Genomic DNA, 19,192 nt, shown 5'->3' with positions numbered 1-19,192 from the left:
CCATGTACGTGGGGGCTCTGGAACTGGACGTGCTGCTCGGTGACGTCCACTCGTTGAAGGAGAAGCGCTCGGTGGTCCGCCCCGTGGTGGCGGAGCTGCGCAAGCGCTTCGAGGTAGCTGTGTCCGAGGCCGGTCATCTCGACCTGCACCGGCGCAGCCTGATCGGGGTGGCGGCTGTCGCCGCCGACTCCGAGCACGTCAGGGAAGTCCTGGCAGCCTGCGAAAGGCTGGTCGCCGGACGTCCCGAACTTGAACTGCTCTCCGCCCGGACGCGTCTCGTCGGGCCGGAGGACGACTAGGAAGGGGAGGCTCGTGGCCGACACGGCACGTGCCCGCAAGCTCGCCAAGCGGATCTCGCAGATCGTTGCTTCGGCTCTGGAGCACGAGGTCAAGGACCCGCGTCTGGCTCGGGTCACCATCACCGACACCAAGGTGACCGGCGACCTGCACGACGCGACCGTGTACTACACGGTGCTGGGCGAGCGGCTCGACTCCGAGCCCGACTTCGCCGGTGCCGCGGCGGCGCTGGAGAAGGCCAAGGGCGTCCTGCGTTCCATGGTCGGGCAGCAGACCGGCGTCCGGTTCACGCCGACGCTGACGTTCATGACCGACACCGTGCCCGACGCGGCGCGGAAGATGGACGAGCTGCTGGCCAAGGCTCAGGCCGCCGACGCCGAGGTGGCCAGGCTGGCCGCCGGGGCGTCTCCTGCCGGCGAGGCGGATCCGTACAAGGCGCCGCGCGAGGACGAGGACGAGGACTGACGCACCGTCCACACAGCACTGTTCGGGGCACCCGCGGTTGGGCCGTTCACCTCGTGCCAGAGGTAAATGGTCTTGGTCGCGGGTGCCCTGCAGCACATCGGGACCCTGAACAGCTAACGTCTCCCTGTGGCAGACGACCTGAGCACCACCATTGCCGAGGCCGCGCGGTTGCTGGCCGACGCCCGCGACGTGACCCTGCTGAGTCACATCAACCCCGATGCGGACACGCTCGGGAGCGCGTTGGCGGTGGGGCTCGCGTTGCACCGGCGCGGGGTCGCGGTGCGGGTGGCGTTCGGTGAGCCCGAGACGGTGCCGGAGTCGCTGAAGGCGTTGGACACGGCGGGGTTGCTGGTCCACCGCGACGAGGTGCCTCTGGAGCCGTCGTTGCTCGTCGTGATGGACACGGGCAGCCTGCAGCGACTCGGGCCGCTGGCCGGCAGGGTCGAGCGGTGCACGGGTCCGGTCATCGTCGTCGACCACCACGTGTCGAACACGCGGTACGGGACGGTGCACTGCATCGACGAGCACGCGGAAGCGACGGCGCTCATCGCGTTGAAGCTGCTGGACGAGATGGACGTGGAGATCGACGAGCCGATCGCGCGGTGCATCTACGCGGGGCTGGTCACGGACACGGGGGGCTTTCGCAAGGCGGGACCGGCTGCGCACGAGACGGCCGCCCGGCTGCTGCAGACCGGAGTGGATGCCTACAGCGTCACGCGGCCGTTGATGGACGCGCATCCGTTCGCGTACCTGGGCATGTTGTCGCGGGTGCTGGGCAGGGCCGAACTGGACCAGCGCGCGGCGGGAGGCCTCGGGCTGGTGCACGCGGTGGTCGGGCTGGACGACGCGCGCGACGTGCGCAGCGAGGAGGTGGAGAGCGTGATCGACGTGGTGCGATCCGCCTCCGAGGCCGAGGTCGCCGCCGTGTTGAAGGAGTTGCGACCCGGCTTCTGGTCGGTGTCGCTGCGGGCCGTGAGCCGGGTCGACGTGCGCGAGGTGGCGCAGGTCCTCGGCGGTGGTGGGCACCGGCTGGCGGCCGGGTTCACCTTCGACGGGCCCGCGGAGCAGGTCGTCGCCGCGCTCAAGGGCGCGTTGGAGCGGGTGGGGTCATGACGAGGACAGGAAGCCCGCGGCTGCTGCGGGAGATCAACGACCGGGCCGCGATCGAGACGTTGCTGCGCAGCGGTGCGATGACGCGGGCCGAGCTGGAGGAGGTCATCGGCCTCTCCAAGCCCGCGACCGCCCAGCTGCTGGCGCGGCTGGAGGAGGACGGCATGGTCGTCCGCACCGGCCTGCGTGGTGGTGGGCGCGGCCCGCGCGCGCAGATGTGGGCGGTCAACGGCGGGGTGGGGCACGTCGCGGCCGTGGCGTTGTCGGCGGACCTGATCGACGTGGTCATCGCGGACATCACGGGCTCGTTGCTCGCGGAGCACAGCGCGCCGATGCCCAAGGAGAACACGCTGCAGGCGTTCCGGGAGACCGTGCAGAAGGCGGCGGCCCTCGCGGGTCTCCGCCTGGACGCGCTCTCGCACGTCGTGGTCGGCACGCCCGGCGCGGTGGACCCGTCGACCGGGCACCTGGGTTTCGCGCCGCACCTGCCGGGCCTGGTGGACGTCGACCTGCCGGCGACCCTGCGCGAGCTGCTGGGGACGTCGGTGTCGATCGAGAACGACATCAACCTCGCCGCACTGGAGGAGATGAGCTCCGGCCGGGCGGTGGGCGTGCGGAACTTCGTGCTGTTCTGGCCGGCCGACGAGATCGGGTCGGCGGTCGTCGTCAACGGCGTGCTGCTGCGCGGTGTCACGGGCGGCGCAGGCGAGATCGACTCGATGCAGGTCCCCGGCGGCCGCTACGGCGACCAGGTCGACAGCGACGCGATCGTGGCGCTCGCGGCGTCGCACGGGATCTCGGCGTCGTCGGGTCTGGAAGCCGTCGCCCACGCGCTGACCTCGGGAACCGAGGGACGCGCGTTTTTGTCGGACCTCGCCCGTAGGATCGCTTTGGGGTTGGCGAACGTGGTGTGCGTGCTCGACCCGGAACTGGTGCTGCTCTCCGGCGGGGTGGCGCAGGCCGGTGGCGAGACGCTGTGCGACCTGGTGTCGGCGGAGCTGCTGAAGCTGGTGGTGCCGCGGACACCGGTGCACCTCGCGCAGATCACCACGAACCCGGTCCGCGCGGGGGCGCTGCACTCGGCGCTGGCGGTCGCGCGCGAGCAGGTGTTCGGGCTGCCGCAGCGGGCGTAGGTGGCGTTTTTGTCGCTCGATCGGGTGGTTCAGGGCCGCTGGAGGTCCTGAAACGCTGTTACGCGCGCCTCGCGTATCGAGGAAGCGCGCGGGGGAGCGAACCGGGAGAGCGTTGGGGTGAGCGGACCCGGTGGAGCGGGGCGGACCGGTTGGGCGTGGGCGGGCGAACCGGCCGAGCTTGGGTGGGCGAGCCGGTCGGGCTTGGGCGGGTGGCCCGGTCGGGCATGGCGGCAGACCTGGTCGGGCATGGGTGGGCGAGCCGGTCGAGCTTGGGTAGGTGGGCCGGTCGAGCTTGGGTGGCCGAGTCGGTCGGGCATGGGAGAGTGCCCCGGTGCGGCGTGGGGGAGCGACCTGGCAGGGCGCGGCTGAGTGACTCGATGGGGCGCGGGTGAGCGATCCGGCAGGGCGTGAGGGTGGACACGGCCGAGCGTGAGGAGCTGCCAGGAGGGGAGTGCTTTCCATCGCTAAACAGATGGACAGCGTCCCAGGAACGCCTAGGTTCGGCCTGTGGAGGATCGGGTTCCCGCGCGGCGGGTGATCGGGTTGGCGGTGCCGGCGCTGGGCGTGCTGGCTGCCGAGCCGTTGTACGTGCTCGTCGACACGGCCGTCGTCGGGCACTTGGGCGCGCTGCCGCTGGCTGGCCTGGCGCTCGGCGGGGTGCTGCTGACGCAGGTGTCGACGCAGCTGACGTTCCTGTCGTACGGCACGACCGCACGCACGGCTCGCCTGCACGGCGCCGGCCGCCGCATCGACGCCGTTGAGGAGGGCGTGCAGGCCACGTGGCTGGCGCTCGCGGCGGGCCTGCTCGTGGTGGTGCTGGGTCAGCTGTTCGCGCGCCCGCTGGCGTCGCTGCTGGCTGGGGAGGGTGCGGTGGCCGACGCCGCGGTGGAGTGGGTGCGCATCGCGTTGTTCGGGGCGCCGTTCATCCTCGTGACGATGGCCGGCAACGGCTGGATGCGCGGCGTCCAGGACACCCGCCGGCCTTTGCGCTACATCCTGATCGGCAACGGCATCAGCGCCGTGCTGTGCCCGGCGCTGGTGTACGGCGCGGGGTGGGGCCTTGAGGGGTCGGCCATCGCGAACGTGGTGGCGCAGGTGCTGGCGGCGGGGCTCTTCGTGCGCGCGCTTTTCGTGGAGAAGGTGCCGTTGGCGCCGCATTGGGGTGCCATGCGCGCGCAGCTCGGCATGGGGCGTGACCTGGTGTTGCGGAGTTTGGCGTTCCAGGCGTGCTTTGTGAGTGCGGCTTCGGTGGCGGCGCGGACGTCCGTTGCTGCCGTGGGGGCGCATCAGGTCGTGTTGCAGTTGTGGACGTTCCTGGCGTTGGTGCTGGATTCGCTGGCGATCGCCGCGCAGTCGTTGGTGGGGGCCGCGTTGGGGGCGTCTCGGCGAGTGCAGGCTGAGCGGCTGGCCTGGCAGGTCACTCGGTACGGGCTGGTTTTCGGCGTGGGGCTCGGGGTTTTGTTCGCCTGCCTGGTTTCTGTGCTGCCGCGGGCGTTCACTTCGGATGCTGGGGTGTTGGCGGAGATTCCGCACGCTTGGTGGTTTTTTGTTGCGCTGCAACCGGTTGCTGGCGTGGTGTTCGCGTTGGACGGGGTTCTGTTGGGGGCCGGGGACGTTCGGTTCATGCGGACTGCGACGTTGGGGGCGGCGGTGGTGGGGTTCTTGCCGCTGGTTTGGGCTTCGTACGTTTTCGGGTGGGGCTTGGTTGGGATTTGGACTGGGTTGTCGGCGTTCATGGTGTTGCGGTTGGGCGCTGTGGTGTGGAGGGCTCGGTCTGGGGAGTGGGCCGTTGTTGGGGCGGTTCGGTAGGGCCGCGTTGGGTCGTCTTGGGTCTGCCTGGGGTCGCTTTGGGTCCGCCTGGGGTCCGCCTTAGGTCCGCCTGGGTTTCGTAGGTCGTCCCCCTGTTGCGTTGGCGGCTGCCGGTTTTGTGTTCGTAGGTGGTCTTGTTGCGTGCTGGCGTGCCTGTTGCTTTCTGGGAGCTCTGCCCCAGACCCAATGCCGCGTAGCTTAAGTTGATCTTGCTGTGTCCGGTTGAAGGAAGTAGAACCGGATGGTGGCGGGTCCGGGGTGGCGTGTGCTGGCGGGTTCGTCGTGTCGTTTGACGCGGTAGCTGTTGTGGCGCATGCGTTTGACGGCGCGGGGGCAGGTGCGGTGCCGGCGGGGTGGGATGCGCATGCCCGCGATGCGGTCGAGGATGCGGGGTAGGTGGTCAGTCCAGTCCTGAGGGGGGAATGGTGGCTGTGCCGGTGGCGGTGCGGCGGATCAGGCGCAGGGTCTGGGTGTAGGAGATCCGGTCGGGGTCCAGCTCGGCGGCGGTGGCGGCCTGGGTGATCAGTGTGGTGATGGCGTGGTGGGTGATCAGCCAGGCCCAGATCTCCTGGTAGGCCAGTTCGGGTAGCCGGGAGCGCAGGATGCGGCCGGGTCCGCGGAGGTGGGTTTTGGCCTGGTCGTTGCCGGTTTCGTGTTCCCATCGCTGGTGGTAGGCGTCGGCCAGTTCGTCCGGGCGGGCCGCGGCGGGGTCGAGGATGGTGGTGAGCAGGGTGATGATCTCGCCGGTGCCGTTGCCGTCCCGGTCGGGCACGTCGTACTCGATCACGCGAGCCCACTGGCCGTCACTGGGGTGGATGGCGTGTCCGGCGCGGGCGGCGGCGGTCACTCGGTCGCGTCGTTCACGTTTGTGGGTTTTCGGGTTGGACAGCATGGTCAGGTAGGTGCCGTCGGCCAGGACCCGTACCACCGGCAGCTCCAGCTGGGTCGGTGCCCGCCACAACAACGCCGCCCCCGTGGCGGCGGCGGTCTCCCAGGCGGGCCAGGAGTAGAAGTTGCGGTCCGCGGTCAGCAACTCGTCGGCTTGCAGCCGTGGATACAGCTTGCCCGCCAACGCTTTCTCGCTCGTGGCGTAGGTGCCGATCTCGGCGGCGAGGAAGGCGTGCGTGCCGCACTCGGTGAGTGTCACCACCCGTGCTTTCGGGAACGCCGAGCGGCTCTCACCGGTGCCGGCGTAGCCGAACTCGGCGGCGTTGGCCTCGCTGTCGGGCAGGTCGGCCTCGAACCCGTCGATGGCCACCAGCCGCCAGTCCCGTAGCCACGCCCCGCGTGCCCGGCCGGTCGCCAGCAGCCCGGCCATCGGCCCGGGCTCGCCGCCCGCCGGGCCGCAGATCCGCTCGCAAATCTCACGAAAGACGGCAGGGCCGAGTCGTTTGCGGGCCTGGGTGATCGCGCTCGAGGTCGGCGGCGTCCACGAGGCATCCCAGCAGCCCCACCGGTCCAGCGACCCCGTCACCTTGGCCGCGACCTCGGTGTAGTCATCGTCGCCGAACAGGCACAACGCCATCGTCAGATACGCCACCACATGCGGCGGCAGCTTCCCATCCGAGCGGCGTGCCCCCGCCCCGTACGCCGCGATCGCCTCGTCCACCGCGTCCCGCGGCACCGCCGTGACCAGCACACCCAGCGACACCTGATCCGGTAAGGCCACAGCCGTAGTCACGACCACAGACCGTGCCAGCCTTCCGCGTGATGATCACGTCACCACGCCGAACCTCCAGCACACCACCAAGATCAACTTAAGCTACGTGGCATTGGCCCCAGACCCCGCCAATCTGATCAAAGACCGGTCCAGCGCCGTCGGCAGGCTGATGGCACGCCGGTTGCTTCGGGCGGCTTGCTGTTGCGTAGGTGGGTTGCGGTGTGTGGGGTGGTCCCGTCACGAGTCGCGCCAGAGCGAGCCACACCCGAGAGGTCAGGTCAAGCCGACTAAAAGCGTGTCGGCTTGACCTGACCTCTCGGGCGCGGCCTGAGCTGTGGCACGACTCGTGACGGGACCACCCCACCAGCGTTGTTTGCCAAGAACTGCTCGGCTCCGCCATCGCTTCGGCTCGCCTTCGGCCTCGCCTTGGGGCGGCTGGCCTTCGGCCTCGCCGCTCGCGTCAGGGGCCGCCATGTGCGTTGGCCTTCGCCCTGCCTTGCGTGTTCCGTTCGCCCCGCCTCGTCACTTCCCGCCTGGCTCGGTTCGCCCGGCCCGGCCTCGCACGGCTCGCCCGGCTTCGCGCCTCGCCGCCTTGCTTCGCGTCGCTGCCGCCCGGCGGCCTGGCGATGTGAGCGGGGGGTACGGGCGTTGTGGCTGGTTGGAGGCTGTGGTCGACCTCACGGCATGGAATCGTTACCAAGAAGGTTGTTTAGGCGATGTAACTAATATCTGCTCGCCTCCGACCTGGGAGAGTGCGTCTTGCCGTCGGTCGATCGCGCCACCCGAACCTCGTGGCTGATCTGGACCACCGCTGTGTTCGTCTACTTCGCCGCTGTGTTTCACCGGACCACGCTGGGTGTGGCCGGGTTGGAGGCCAGTGAGCGGTTCGGGCTCGGGCCCGCGCAGCTCGGGGTGTTCACCGTGTTGCAGATCGGGGTTTACGCCCTGATGCAGATTCCTACTGGGCTGCTCGTCGACCGGTTTGGGCCTCGGCGGGTGCTCACTGCCGCCGCGTTGCTCATGGGGACCGGGCAGTTGCTGTTCGCTGTTGCCGACTCGTACGGGCTTGGGCTGGTTGCTCGGGCCGTGCTGGGGATGGGCGACGCGATGACCTTCATCAGCGTCATTCGGCTCGTGGCCGCGCACTTTCCGCCTCGGCAGTACTCGTTGGTCGTGGCGATCACGGCTGCGTTGGGCGGGGTTGGCAACCTCGTGGCCACTGTGCCGTTGACGCTCATGCTCGGGTCTGTGGGGTGGACCTGGGCGTTCTTCGTGGCGGGGGCGGTTACTGCCGCCTACTCGGGTGTGGCGTTCTGGCGGTTGCGGGACGTGCCTGCCGGGTTCGTGGCGCCCAAGCCCGAGGTCGTGCCCTTGCGGAAGATTTGGCCCAAGGTTCGGACGGCGTGGAGTGTGCCGGGGACTCGGCTCGGGTTCTGGGCTCACTTCAGCACCATGTCCACGCCTGCTGTGATCGGGTTGTTGTGGGGGTATCCGTACCTCGTGCAGGCGCAGGGCATGTCGGCCAAGGCCGCGTCGTCCACGCTCGGGTTGCTGGTCATCGGCGCGATTGTGGCCAGTCCGGTGATCGGGGCGTTGTTCTCGCGCAATCCTGAGTGGCGGATGCCCATTGCGGGTGGGTTCCTGGCGTTCGCGCTTGCTGGGTGGGCGGTGTTGTTGTTGTGGCCCGGTGGGCACGTGCCGGTGCCTGTTATCGCCGTTGTGTTCTTGGTGCTGACGGTTGGTGGGCCGATTTCCGGGGTCGCGTTCGCGTTGGCGCGGGACTACAACCCCTCGCACCGGCAGTCCACGGCCAGTGGGCTGGTCAACGTGGGTGGGTTTCTCGCGGTGACGGTGGCTGCGCTCGGGGTTGGTGTGTTGCTGGACCTCGTCGAGGGCGTGTTGGCGCCTGCCACGGCGTTTCGGGTCGCCTTCAGCTTCCTGGTGGCGGTGCTCGCGTTCGGCGGGTGGCGGATGCTCGTGTGGTGGCGGCGGGCGCGGGCCGCGGTGTTCGCTGCCGAGGAGCGCGGGGAGACCGTGCCGGTGCAGTTGCGGCGTCGTCGTTGGGACGCTCTGCGCGTCGCTTAAGCTTTCCGGCCGTGAAACCCTCTGTTGCACCGGGCCTGGTCGTCGTCGACAAGCCGGACGGCATGACCTCGCACGACGTGGTGGCGCGTGTGCGCAGGATTCTCGGCACCCGCAAGGTCGGGCACGCCGGCACGCTCGACCCCATGGCCACGGGTGTGCTCGTGCTCGGCATCGAGCGGGCCACGAAGCTGCTCGGTCACCTCGCGCTCGACAGCAAGGCCTACCTCGCGACGATCGTGCTCGGGGCGTCCACCACCACGGACGACGCCGAGGGCGAGGTCTTGTCCACTGTGGACGCTTCTGACGTGGCCGACGACGCGATCGCCGCCGAGGTGGCCAAGCTCACCGGGCCGATCCAGCAGGTGCCTTCCGCGGTGTCGGCGGTGAAGATCGACGGCAAGCGGGCTTACGCGCGGGTGCGTGCCGGTGAGCAGGTTGAGATTCCCGCACGGCCCGTGACGGTGCATCGGTTCGATGTGCTGTTCACGCGCCGTGAGGACAAGACCGTTCTGCTCGACGTGATGGTCGAGTGCTCCTCCGGGACGTACGTGCGCGCGTTGGCACGCGACCTCGGTGCCGCGCTGGGTGTCGGTGGGCACCTGGGTGCGTTGCGGCGCACCAGGGTCGGGCCGTTCGACCTGCGCGTGGCCCGGACGCTGGAGCAGCTGGAGGAGACGCCCGGCCTGTCGCTGGACCTCGACTCGGCCGTGGCCACGGCGTTCCCGCGCCGCGAGATCAACCCGCAGGAGGCGTCGGCGCTCTCGCACGGGCAGCGGCTCAAGGCGGGCGGGATCGACGGGACGTACGGCGTGTTCGGGCCCGACGGGCACGTCATCGCGCTGGCCAAGGACGAGGGCACCGCGTGCAAGCCCGTGGTGGTGCTGAGCCCCGCCGGCTAGGTCCGCTGCCGAGCGCGGGGGCGCCGACGTAGGCTGATCACCGTGCAACGCTGGCGCGGTCTGGATCACCTCCCCGGCGGCTGGGGCCGCTGCGTGGTCACCATCGGTGTTTTCGACGGTGTCCACAAAGGCCATCAAGCCCTCATCGGCAGGGCCGTCGAGCTCGCGGACGAGCGCGGTCTGCCGAGCGTCCTGATGACGTTCGACCCGCACCCGTCCGAGGTCGTGCGGCCCGGCAGCCACCCCGCGCAGCTGACGACGCTGCGGCGCAGGGCGGAGCTGGTGGAGGAGCTCGGCATCGACCACTTCGTCGTCGTGCCGTTCAGCCTCGAGACCTCCCGCATGCCCGCGGACGAGTTCGTGCACGAGGTGCTCGTCGAGAAGCTGCACGCGGCCGCTGTCGTGGTGGGTGAGAACTTCACCTTCGGGCACAAGGCTGCCGGTAACGTCGCGTTGCTGCGCCGGCTCGGGCAGCGGTTCGGATTCGTGACGGAGGGGGCTGATCTGGTGTCCGCGGAAGAGGTGACCTACTCGTCGACCTACGTCCGGGCGTGCATCGACGCCGGGGACGTGAAGGCGGCGGCGGAGGCGCTGGGCCGGCCGCACCGGCTCGAGGGCATCGTCGTCAAGGGCGACGGGCGGGGGAAGGACCTGGGGTTCCCGACGGCCAACCTGTCGACGCCCAAGTTCGCGGCGGTGCCGGCCGATGGCATCTACGCGTGCTGGTTCACCGATGCCAAGGGCAAGAAGCTCAAGGCCGCGGTGAGTGTGGGGACGAACCCGACGTTCTCCGGGCGGGAGCGGCGGGTCGAGGCGTTCGTGCTGGACGTGGACGAGGACTACTACGGGCAGCGGGTCGCGGTGGACTTCGTCGACCGGTTGCGCGAGATGGAGAAGTTCGACTCCGTCGAGGCGCTTCTCGAACAAATGCACCGCGATGTAGACCGAACGAGGGAACTGCTGGCCGAGTCGTGACCGTCAGATTGGGCGAAGCGGACGTGGGGGCGTTCGCGGGCTGGCAGGATGCGGGTCGGAGTGCGGGCTACGGGAGAGGCTGAGGTGGAGGACCACAAGATCGTGCAGCGCAACCTCGCGCTGCAGCGGGAGTGGTACGGGGAGCCCTTGGGCGATCGGGTGCGCCGGCTCGTCGTGGCCTTCAACGTGTCCCAGGCTCAGCTCGCGGACGTGCTGGGGATCAGCGCGCCGATGCTCAGCCAGGTGATGAGCGGCCGCCGCGCCAAGATCGGCAACCCGTCCGTGCTCGCGCGGATGATCATGCTGGAGCGCAAGGTCCTCACGCCGGACGTGGCGACAGGGGCTCCGGAGGCGTTGCAGCGCGCGCTCGACGACGTGCGCGAGTCCAAGCCGACCGTGTCGCGCGACTCGCTGCCGGTCAACGGCGACGAGAGCGTCGCGTACCCGGTGCTGCGCCGCATCGCCGACCGCACCGAGCTGCAGCAGGCCGCGGACATGCTGTCCGACGACTTCCCGGCGATCGCGGAGCTGTTCCGGCGCGCCATCCGTGCCGCCACGCGGTGAAGTTCTTCACCGCGCTCGCTCAGGGGACGTGTGTCCGCGGACAGCGCGGACCACGTCGCTCGCAGTGTCTTCTGGGGAGCGACCCCCAGACCCCCGGGATCGCGCGAGCGCGATGAAGTTCTTCACCGCGCTCTACCCGCCGCTGCACGTGGTGGACGAGCTCCGGGCCGTGCTCGACCGCGGCCCGGACGTGAAGTGGACCAAGCCGGAAAAGTGGCACATCACGTTGTGCTTTCACGGCGAAACCGCAGATGAGGAACGCTTCAAAGCCCTCGAAGGGCACGAGGTGCCGGAAATCCGGCTGAGGAACTTCGGCACCTTCCGCGACACGGTCCTGTGGGCCGGAATAGACGGCGACTTAAATCAGTTGGCAAGGGCAGCGGGCGCGGACGACAATTGGTTCGCGCACCTGACGGTGGCCTACGGATACCGGGGACAGCCGATGCCGGCCTTCCTGAGCAGTCCGTGGCAGCCGTCGGAAGCGGTGCTCGTGAGCAGTGCGGACGGTGTGTACACGCCCCTCACACGGGTGGGGTTGCGCACGTCAGCGCGCCGCTGAGCACCGTGCCTGATAGCCTTCCCAGTTGGGTCTGGCTGCGGTCCGTGGCGGCCAGTACCGGCTACCCCGGCCAGCAATTCGGCGGGCGTGGGGCCGCACGGACCTGAACAAGTAGGAGAAGTACCTAGTGGCACTGTCCACGGAGCAGAAGAAGTCCATCCTCGGTGAGTACGGTCTGCACGACAGCGACACCGGCTCGACCGAGGCGCAGGTGGCCCTGCTGAGCAAGCGCATCGCTGACCTCACGGAGCACCTCAAGCAGCACAAGCACGACCACCACTCCCGCCGCGGTCTTCTGCTGATGGTCGGCCGTCGCCGCCGTCTGCTGAACTACCTGACCAAGGTGGACATCAACCGCTACCGCGCGCTGATCCAGCGCCTCGGTCTGCGCAGGTGATACTTGCCGAGGGGGAGTGACCGGCCGGTCACTCCCCCTCGGCGTACAACCGGGTGTATACAGATCCCTGGTTGAAAGAGGAACAAAACAGGGCCCGCATCGCGCGAAGCAGTTTCCGCGCCGGTCCTCGGTAGTGGCCCCCTGGTGGAACGCCCCAGGGGACTTCGATCGAAGACCGGCCTCGTCAAGACGCGTGTGCGGTGTCCAAAAGACGAGGAGTAACAAGTAAATGACGGACACTGAAGTCCACGAGGCGACTGCCGTAATCGACAACGGCAAGTTCGGCTCGCGCACCATCCGCTTCGAGACCGGGCGCCTCGCGCGCCAGGCCGCCGGAAGCGTGGTCGCGTACCTGGACGACGAGACGATGCTGCTCTCCGCCACCACGGCGTCGAAGCAGCCCAAGGAGCACTTCGACTTCTTCCCCCTCACGGTGGACGTCGAGGAGCGCATGTACGCCGCGGGCCGCATCCCCGGCTCGTTCTTCCGGCGTGAGGGCCGTCCGAGCACGGACGCGATCCTGACCTGCCGCCTGATCGACCGTCCTCTGCGCCCGTCCTTCGTGGACGGTCTGCGCAACGAGATCCAGGTCGTCATCACGGTCATGAGCCTCAACCCGGCCGACCTGTACGACGTCGTGGCGATCAACGCCGCGTCCGCGTCCACGCAGCTCGCCGGCCTGCCGTTCTCCGGCCCGATCGGTGGCGTCCGCGTGGCGCTGATCGAGGGCCAGTGGGTCGCGTTCCCGACGCACGAGCAGCTCGAGAAGGCCGTGTTCGACATGGTCGTCGCGGGTCGCGTGGTCGAGTCCGGCGACGTCGCGATCATGATGGTCGAGGCCGAGGCCACCGAGAACGTGATCGACCTGATCGGCGAGGGCGCCGTCGCCCCCACCGAGGAGGTCGTGGCCGCGGGTCTCGAGGCCGCCAAGCCGTTCATCAAGGTCCTCTGCGAGGCGCAGGCGCAGCTCGCGCAGGTCGCCGCCAAGGAGACCGGTGAGTACCCGACGTACCCGGCCTACCAGGCCGACGCGTTCGAGGCCGTCGAGTCGGCCGCTTCCGGTGAGCTCGCGCAGGCGCTGACCATCGCGGGCAAGCAGGAGCGCGAGGAGAAGCTCGACGAGATCAAGGCCGCCACGCTGGACAAGCTGGCCGAGCAGTTCGAGGGTCGCGAGAAGGAGGTCGGCGCCGCGTTCCGCTCGCTGACCAAGAAGCTCGTGCGCCAGCGGATCCTGCGCGACAAGGTCCGCATCGACGGCCGCGGCCTCACCGACATCCGCGACCTGGGTGCCGAGGTGGCCGTGATCCCGAGGACGCACGGTTCGGCGCTGTTCGAGCGCGGCGAGACCCAGATCCTGGGTGTCACCACGCTGAACATGCTGCGCATGGAGCAGCAGATCGACTCGCTGTCTCCCGAGACGCACAAGCGCTACCTGCACCACTACAACTTCCCGCCCTACTCGACCGGTGAGACCGGCCGCGTGGGTTCGCCGAAGCGCCGCGAGATCGGCCACGGCGCACTGGCCGAGCGCGCGCTCATGCCGGTGCTCCCGAAGCGTGACGAGTTCCCGTACGCGATCCGCCAGGTGTCCGAGGCTCTCGGCTCCAACGGCTCGACGTCCATGGGTTCGGTCTGCGCCTCGACCCTGTCGCTGCTCAACGCGGGTGTCCCGCTGAAGGCGCCGGTCTCCGGCATCGCGATGGGTCTCGTCTCCGACGAGGTCGACGGCAAGACCGAGTACGTGGCGCTGACCGACATCCTCGGTGCCGAGGACGCGTTCGGCGACATGGACTTCAAGGTCGCGGGCACCAAGGAGTTCGTGACGGCGCTGCAGCTCGACACGAAGCTCGACGGCATCCCGTCCGAGGTGCTGGCGCAGGCGCTGGGCCAGGCCCGCGACGCGCGCTACACCATCCTGGAGGTCATGGCCGAGGCCATCTCCGACCCGGACGAGATGAGCGCCTTCGCTCCGCGCGTCACGTCGGTCAAGATCCCGACCGACAAGATCGGCGAGGTCATCGGCCCGAAGGGCAAGATGATCAACTCGATCACCGAGCAGACCGGTGCCGACATCTCCATCGAGGACGACGGCACGATCTACGTCGGTGCGGCGGACGGCCCCTCGGCCGAGGCCGCGATCGGCATGATCAACGCGATCGCGAACCCGCAGCTGCCGAAGGTCGGCGAGCGCTTCCTGGGCACCGTGGTGAAGACGGCCGCGTTCGGCGCGTTCGTCTCGCTGCTGCCCGGCAAGGACGGCCTCGTCCACATCTCGAAGCTGGGCAACGGCAAGCGCATCGCGAAGGTGGAGGACGTCGTCAAGGTCGGCGACAAGCTCCGCGTCGAGATCGCCGACATCGACCAGCGCGGCAAGATCAGCCTGATCGTCGTGTCCGATGACGACGCAGCGGATGCCAAGCCGGCGGCTCCCGCTGCCGAGGCTCCGGCTGAGGCCGCTGAGGCGGCTCCCGCGCAGTGAGTGCGACAGACAACGTGACGGCCGCGGGTGCATCCACCCGCGGCCGTCCGCGTACTGCAACGCCTGGGCACCTCCAGAAGCCGGGCAGCACGCGGGTGCTCGAGACGTCCGCGGGATCCGAGGTGCGGCGCAGCATGCTGCCTTCGGGCCTGCGGGTCATCACCGAGCGCATCCCGAGCGTGCGGTCCGCCTCGGTCGGGCTGTGGGTGCAGGTCGGGTCCCGTGACGAACGGCCCGAGGTCGCGGGTGCCGCGCACTACCTGGAACACCTGCTGTTCAAGGGAACCTCGCGGCGTTCGGCGGCGGCCATCGCGGAGGAGATCGACGCGGTCGGCGGCGAGCTGAACGCGTTCACCGCCAAGGAGCACACCTGCTACTACGCGCACGTCCTGGACGAGGACCTGCCGCTCGCGGTGGACCTGGTCGCGGACGTGGTGTTCGAGGCGATCTGCGGTCCGCGTGACTTCGAGACCGAACGCGGTGTCGTGCTCGAAGAGATCGCGATGCGCGACGACGATCCCGAGGACCTGCTGCACGACGCGTTCATCGAGGCGTTGTTCGGCGGGCACGCGCTGGGCCGGCCGGTGCTCGGCACCGAGAAGTCCATTCAGAACATGGAGAGGGACAACCTCTTCTCGTTCTACAAGAAGCGCTACACGTTGCCGCGCATGGTGTTCTCGGTCGCCGGCAACATCGAGCACGCGCACGTGATGCGTCTGGTGCGCAAGGCGATCGGCGACCGGCTGTCGCGGGAGGGCACCGCGGTCGCGCCGCGGGCGGGTCGTGCGCGCATCGCCGACGCGCGCAAGCTGGTGCTGCACACCGACGACACCGAGCAGGCGCACCTGATGCTCGGCATGAAGGGCCTGGACCGCCACGACGAGCGCCGGTTCGCGCTGAACGTGCTCAACGCGGCGATCGGCGGCGGCATGAGCTCCCGGTTGTTCCAGGAGGTGCGCGAGCGCCGAGGCCTGGCGTACCAGGTGTACTCGTCGGTCGGCCTGTACGCGGACACCGGCACGTTCTCCGTCTACGCGGGCTGCCAGCCGGACCGGCTGGGCGAGACCGCGGGCGTGATCCGCGAGGTGCTCGTGGACGTCGCGCGGGGTGGCCTGTCGGACGCGGAGGTGGCGCGCGGCAAGGGACAGCTGCGCGGTGCTCTCGTGCTGGGCCTGGAGGACACCAGTTCCCGCATGTCGCGCATCGGCAAGTCCGAACTGAACTACGGCGACCACCTGAGCGTGGAAGACACGTTGGCTCGCATCGACGCGGTGTCCGCGGACGAAGTGGCGCTGCTCGCACGTGATCTGCTGCGCCGTCCCGTCGCCGCGGCCGTGGTCGGCCCTTACGATCACGCCGACGATCTGCCGGACCAGGTACACGAGGTGATTGCATGATTCGCGTCGGAGTTCTCGGCGCGCGGGGCCGCATGGGTTCCGAGGTCGTCCGCGCGGTCGAGGCCGCGAAGGACATGGAGGTCGTGGCGGCGATCGACGCCGACGACTCGTTGCAGGCCCTGGTGGACTCCGGGGTGCAGGTCGTCGTCGACTTCACGCACCCCGACGTCGTGATGGGGAACCTGGAGTTCTGCATCGCGGCCGGAATCCACTGCGTCGTGGGCACTTCCGGTTTCGACAACGCGAAGCTGGCCGCGGTCGAGGCCCTGCTTTCGGACAAGCCGGAGGTCGGCGTGCTCGTCGCGCCGAACTTCGGCATCGGCGCCGTCCTGCTGATGCGCTTCTCGGAGATCGCGGCCCGCTACTACGAGTCGGCCGAGATCATCGAGCTGCACCACCCGCGCAAGGCGGACGCCCCGTCCGGCACGGCGGCGCACACGGCTCGTTTGATCGCGGCGGCGCGTGAGGGCATGGACCCGATGCCCGACGCGACCACGCAGGAGGAGCCGGGCGCGCGCGGTGCCGTCGTCGACGGCGTGCGGGTCCACTCGCTGCGGATCTCCGGGATGATCGCGCACCAGGAGGTCGTGTTCGGCGGTGAGAGCGAGACGCTGACGATCCGTCAGGACTCGCTGCACCGGACGTCGTTCATGCCGGGCGTGGTCCTGGGTGTCCGGGAGATCGTGGGTCGTCCCGGTCTCGCGGTCGGTCTCGACAAGTACCTCGACCTGTGAAGGTTCGCATCACGGTCGGGGTGCTGATCGCGGCGCTCGCGGTCTACTTCGTCCTGCTCGCCGGCCGCGCGGTGGCTCTGCTGCAGACCGGCTCGGTGGTCGGCGTGCTGCTCGGCGTGGGCGTGCTGATCCTGCCGCTGCTCGGCGTGTGGCTCGTGTACTCCAACCTGCGTTTCGGTTGGGAGACCGAGAAGATGGCCCGCGAGCTCGACGCGGACGGGCTGCTGCCGGACGTCTCGCACCTGCCCCGGCGGCCGTCGGGGCGCGTGGACCGGGACGCTGCCGACTCGTGGTTCGAGGAACGGAGGGCTGAGGTCGAGGCCTCGCCGGAGGACTGGCGGGCGTGGTTCCGGCTCGCGTACGCGTACGACATCGCGGGGGACCGCGGGCGGGCGCGCGAGACCATGCGGAAGGCGATCGAGCTGCACTCCTGACCTTGCCGGGGTGTTGACCAGGGCGGACGTGTCCAACGCGTCCGCCCTGCGCACTATTCTGCGGCGGTGACGGTAACCGCTGACGACCTCGACGCGGCTGTCTCCTGCCTGCTCGACACGCTCGGCCCCGCGACCGGCCGGGACTGGGTGATCTCGCCCGGTACGGGGGAGTGGAACTGCCGGCAGACCGCTGAACACGTCGGCGACTGCCTGTTGTCCTACGCGGCACAGCTCGTCGCCCAGCCCGATGCCCGCTACGTGCGGTTCCTCGCCGTCGCGGATGAAGAGGCGAGCCCGGCCGAAGTGCTGGAGTTCGCGGTGACCGGCGGCAGGATCCTCGCCTCGGTCGTGCGGACGACGCCGCCGTCCGTGCGCGCCTACCACCCCACCGGCATGGCCGACCCGGCGCACTTCGCGGGCATGGGCTGCGTCGAAGCGCTGGTGCACGGCGAGGACATCGCCCGCGGCCTCGGCCTGAGGCTCGACCCGCAACGCGACGTATGTGCTCGCGTGCTCGCGAGGATGTTCCCCCACGACGATCTCGACGTGGATCCCTGGACCGGGCTGCTGTGGGCCACCAACCGCACCAGCCTGCCCGGCCGTGAGCCGCAGACCGGTTGGCGCTGGCAGGGACCGCCGGTCTGAACTCTCGCCGGTGGCGCTGAGCGGGGGCGGAACGGAAGGGGTGTCGGCTTTGGTGTCGGCGAGGTCGCTCGGCGCTCGTTGGCGGGCGTCGTGAGGCCGGGCTGTGAGCCGCAGACCGGCTGGCGCTGGCAGGGCCCGCCGGTCTGAGCCTGATCCCCGTCGGTGGTGCTGAGCGCGGTGGAACGAAAGGGGTTTCGGCAAATTCGGTCAGCGTGCGGCGCTCGCTGACGGCCGCCGTGAGACCGGCACCGGAGCCTCTGACGATCCGAAACGACTTTGCCCGAGCCTTCCCAGACCGGCGCGGTCAGCCGTGCGCGACCGCCACGGCCAGTTCCGCCGCCAGATCCCCCTTCTGCACCACCAGCACGTCCTCCAGTCCCAGCCACTCAGCCATGTGCTTCAGCTCCCCGGCCAGCTCCGCCGCCACCCGCGGGCGCTCCACACCTTCCTCGGACCAGGCCGACTGCACCCGCAGCACCCCCGCCGCGCGGTCCGCCTTCAGGTCCACGCGGCCCACCAGCTGACCGTCCAGCAGGAACGGGAACACGTAGTAGCCGTGCACCCGGCGTGGCTCCGGCACGTAGATCTCGATGCGGTACCGGAAGCCGAAGATGCGCTCGGTTCGCGCGCGTTCCCAGATCAGCGGGTCGAACGGGCACAGCAACGCGCGGCCTGCCACCCGCCGCGGCGCCTTCGCCTCGACGTGCCGGTAGCCGACGCCTCGCCAGCCGTCGACCGACACCGGTTCCAGGACGCCTTCCTCCACCAGGGACGCCACCGCCGCCTGTGAGCGGCGCGGGTCGAGGCGGTAGTAGTCGCGCAGGTCTGGTTCGGTGGCCACGCCCAGGGCCACGGCGGAGCGCAGGACCAGTTCGCGGGCGCCCTCCTCGGGTGTCCACTTCTGCGCCAGAACCTCCGGCGGGATCACGCGTTCGGTGAGGTCGTAGAGCCGTTCGAACGAGCGGCGCGTGCCCGTGGTCAGGACGCCGACGCCGAACAGGACCTCGCACACCCGTTTGACCTCGGACCAGTCCCACCACGGGCCCTTCGACCGGCCCGAGTCACCGACCAGGGCCTTCTCCAGGGCACCGGCGCCGATCGGGCCCAGTTCCTTCACCGCGGCCAGGACCTCGTCCACGAGCTGGGGCGAGCGTTCGAGGATCGCCTGGTAGTTCTGCCACCAGCCGCGCTTCTTGGCTCCCGAGTGGAACAACGGCCAGTCGAGGACCGGCACCAATGACGCCTCGTGGGCCCAGGTCTCGACGAGCATGCGGGGCTTGCGCGATGTGTGGGTCCACGCCGCGTCGTCCAGCAGGGACGGGTCGTAGGAACCCAACCGCGAGAACAACGGCATGTAGTGCGCGCGCACGGCCACGTTCACGGAGTCGATCTGCAACAGCTGCACGCGCGACAGCACCCGTTGCAGGTGCCTGCGCGTGGCCGCCGACGGCCTCAGGTCGGTGAAACCCTGCGCGCCCAGCGCGATCCGGCGGGCCACGTCCGCACTCATCCTCTGCACCCGGCCGATGTTGCCACGCACCCCTGACAAT

18 protein-coding genes are annotated in these 19,192 nt (G+C 69.5%); 16 read left to right on the top strand and 2 right to left on the bottom strand.

Annotated features, from left to right (window positions below; genetic code table 11):
* Positions 1 to 2: 2 nt before the first annotated feature.
* From AOM45_RS34665 to AOM45_RS34645, 5 genes are all read left to right on the top strand, one after another.
* Positions 3 to 299 carry a DUF503 domain-containing protein gene (locus tag AOM45_RS34665; RefSeq protein WP_030472880.1) on the top strand — a complete coding sequence of 99 codons (297 nt, stop codon included), beginning with the start codon at positions 3 to 5 and terminating at the stop codon, positions 297 to 299.
* Between the two features lie 13 nt (positions 300 to 312).
* Positions 313 to 762, top strand: coding sequence for a 30S ribosome-binding factor RbfA (gene rbfA / locus AOM45_RS34660; protein ID WP_030472881.1), 450 nt, complete (start codon positions 313 to 315; stop codon positions 760 to 762).
* 126 nt (positions 763 to 888) lie between these two features.
* Positions 889 to 1,875 carry a DHH family phosphoesterase gene (locus tag AOM45_RS34655; RefSeq protein WP_030472882.1) on the top strand — a complete coding sequence of 329 codons (987 nt, stop codon included), beginning with the start codon at positions 889 to 891 and terminating at the stop codon, positions 1,873 to 1,875.
* Positions 1,872 to 3,005, top strand: a complete 1,134-nt coding sequence (locus AOM45_RS34650) for an ROK family transcriptional regulator (protein WP_030472883.1) — start codon at positions 1,872 to 1,874, stop codon at positions 3,003 to 3,005. The genes AOM45_RS34655 and AOM45_RS34650 overlap by 4 nt, the downstream gene beginning before the upstream one ends.
* A 507-nt stretch (positions 3,006 to 3,512) precedes the next feature.
* A complete protein-coding gene (locus AOM45_RS34645; protein WP_030472884.1) occupies positions 3,513 to 4,814 on the top strand; it encodes an MATE family efflux transporter in 1,302 nt (433 codons plus the stop codon).
* A gap of 400 nt (positions 4,815 to 5,214) precedes the next feature.
* Here the strand turns inward: AOM45_RS34645 and AOM45_RS34640 are convergent, their stop codons facing one another.
* Positions 5,215 to 6,495: an IS4 family transposase gene (locus AOM45_RS34640; protein WP_236703929.1), complete on the bottom strand. Its 1,281-nt coding sequence runs from the start codon at positions 6,493 to 6,495 to the stop codon at positions 5,215 to 5,217.
* A gap of 738 nt (positions 6,496 to 7,233) precedes the next feature.
* On the opposite strand from AOM45_RS34640, the gene AOM45_RS34635 reads away from it, so the two are divergent.
* From AOM45_RS34635 to AOM45_RS34585, 11 genes are all read left to right on the top strand, one after another.
* Positions 7,234 to 8,559, top strand: coding sequence for an MFS transporter (locus AOM45_RS34635; protein ID WP_030471757.1), 1,326 nt, complete (start codon positions 7,234 to 7,236; stop codon positions 8,557 to 8,559).
* Positions 8,560 to 8,570: 11 nt separating this feature from the next.
* Complete coding sequence (gene truB / locus AOM45_RS34630; protein WP_030471758.1) at positions 8,571 to 9,458, top strand: tRNA pseudouridine(55) synthase TruB; 888 nt, start codon at positions 8,571 to 8,573, stop codon at positions 9,456 to 9,458.
* Between the two features lie 42 nt (positions 9,459 to 9,500).
* Positions 9,501 to 10,433: a bifunctional riboflavin kinase/FAD synthetase gene (locus tag AOM45_RS34625; protein WP_081902572.1), complete on the top strand. Its 933-nt coding sequence runs from the start codon at positions 9,501 to 9,503 to the stop codon at positions 10,431 to 10,433.
* 84 nt (positions 10,434 to 10,517) lie between these two features.
* Positions 10,518 to 10,997, top strand: coding sequence for a helix-turn-helix domain-containing protein (locus tag AOM45_RS34620; protein ID WP_030471760.1), 480 nt, complete (start codon positions 10,518 to 10,520; stop codon positions 10,995 to 10,997).
* Between the two features lie 112 nt (positions 10,998 to 11,109).
* The gene (locus tag AOM45_RS34615) at positions 11,110 to 11,556 is read left to right on the top strand and encodes a 2'-5' RNA ligase family protein (RefSeq protein WP_051784395.1); all 447 of its coding nucleotides are present in this window, start codon (positions 11,110 to 11,112) and stop codon (positions 11,554 to 11,556) included.
* A 127-nt stretch (positions 11,557 to 11,683) separates the two neighbouring features.
* Positions 11,684 to 11,953 (top strand): 30S ribosomal protein S15, encoded by a 270-nt coding sequence (gene rpsO, locus AOM45_RS34610; RefSeq protein WP_030471762.1) that lies wholly within the window; start codon positions 11,684 to 11,686, stop codon positions 11,951 to 11,953.
* 229 nt (positions 11,954 to 12,182) lie between these two features.
* The gene (locus tag AOM45_RS34605; protein ID WP_030471763.1) at positions 12,183 to 14,432 is read left to right on the top strand and encodes a polyribonucleotide nucleotidyltransferase; all 2,250 of its coding nucleotides are present in this window, start codon (positions 12,183 to 12,185) and stop codon (positions 14,430 to 14,432) included.
* A 95-nt stretch (positions 14,433 to 14,527) separates the two neighbouring features.
* The gene (locus AOM45_RS34600; RefSeq protein WP_236703928.1) at positions 14,528 to 15,829 is read left to right on the top strand and encodes a M16 family metallopeptidase; all 1,302 of its coding nucleotides are present in this window, start codon (positions 14,528 to 14,530) and stop codon (positions 15,827 to 15,829) included.
* A complete protein-coding gene (gene dapB, locus AOM45_RS34595) occupies positions 15,826 to 16,563 on the top strand; it encodes a 4-hydroxy-tetrahydrodipicolinate reductase (RefSeq protein WP_035912778.1) in 738 nt (245 codons plus the stop codon). Before AOM45_RS34600 ends, dapB begins: the two co-directional genes overlap by 4 nt.
* The gene (locus tag AOM45_RS34590; protein WP_030471766.1) at positions 16,560 to 16,997 is read left to right on the top strand and encodes a tetratricopeptide repeat protein; all 438 of its coding nucleotides are present in this window, start codon (positions 16,560 to 16,562) and stop codon (positions 16,995 to 16,997) included. Before dapB ends, AOM45_RS34590 begins: the two co-directional genes overlap by 4 nt.
* A 66-nt stretch (positions 16,998 to 17,063) precedes the next feature.
* The gene (locus AOM45_RS34585) at positions 17,064 to 17,642 is read left to right on the top strand and encodes a maleylpyruvate isomerase mycothiol-dependent enzyme family protein (RefSeq protein WP_030471767.1); all 579 of its coding nucleotides are present in this window, start codon (positions 17,064 to 17,066) and stop codon (positions 17,640 to 17,642) included.
* Positions 17,643 to 17,946: 304 nt separating this feature from the next.
* Here the strand turns inward: AOM45_RS34585 and AOM45_RS34580 are convergent, their stop codons facing one another.
* Positions 17,947 to 19,152 (bottom strand): winged helix-turn-helix domain-containing protein, encoded by a 1,206-nt coding sequence (locus tag AOM45_RS34580; RefSeq protein WP_051784408.1) that lies wholly within the window; start codon positions 19,150 to 19,152, stop codon positions 17,947 to 17,949.
* Between the last annotated feature and the right edge of the window lie 40 nt (positions 19,153 to 19,192).

This window comes from Lentzea aerocolonigenes (genome assembly GCF_000974445.1).
GTDB classification, from domain to species: domain Bacteria; phylum Actinomycetota; class Actinomycetes; order Mycobacteriales; family Pseudonocardiaceae; genus Lentzea; species Lentzea aerocolonigenes.
Note: the sequence above shows the minus strand (reverse complement) of the source record. Positions and strands in the feature narration are given on the sequence as shown.

Coding starts and splice junctions, on each gene's coding strand:
- dapB (WP_035912778.1), top strand. CDS start 15,826: ATGATTCGCGTCGGAGTTCTCGGCGCGCGGGGCCGCATGGGTTCCGAG.
- AOM45_RS34605 (WP_030471763.1), top strand. CDS start 12,183: ATGACGGACACTGAAGTCCACGAGGCGACTGCCGTAATCGACAACGGC.
- AOM45_RS34665 (WP_030472880.1), top strand. CDS start 3: ATGTACGTGGGGGCTCTGGAACTGGACGTGCTGCTCGGTGACGTCCAC.
- AOM45_RS34580 (WP_051784408.1), bottom strand. CDS start 19,152: ATGAGTGCGGACGTGGCCCGCCGGATCGCGCTGGGCGCGCAGGGTTTC.
- AOM45_RS34650 (WP_030472883.1), top strand. CDS start 1,872: ATGACGAGGACAGGAAGCCCGCGGCTGCTGCGGGAGATCAACGACCGG.
- AOM45_RS34615 (WP_051784395.1), top strand. CDS start 11,110: ATGAAGTTCTTCACCGCGCTCTACCCGCCGCTGCACGTGGTGGACGAG.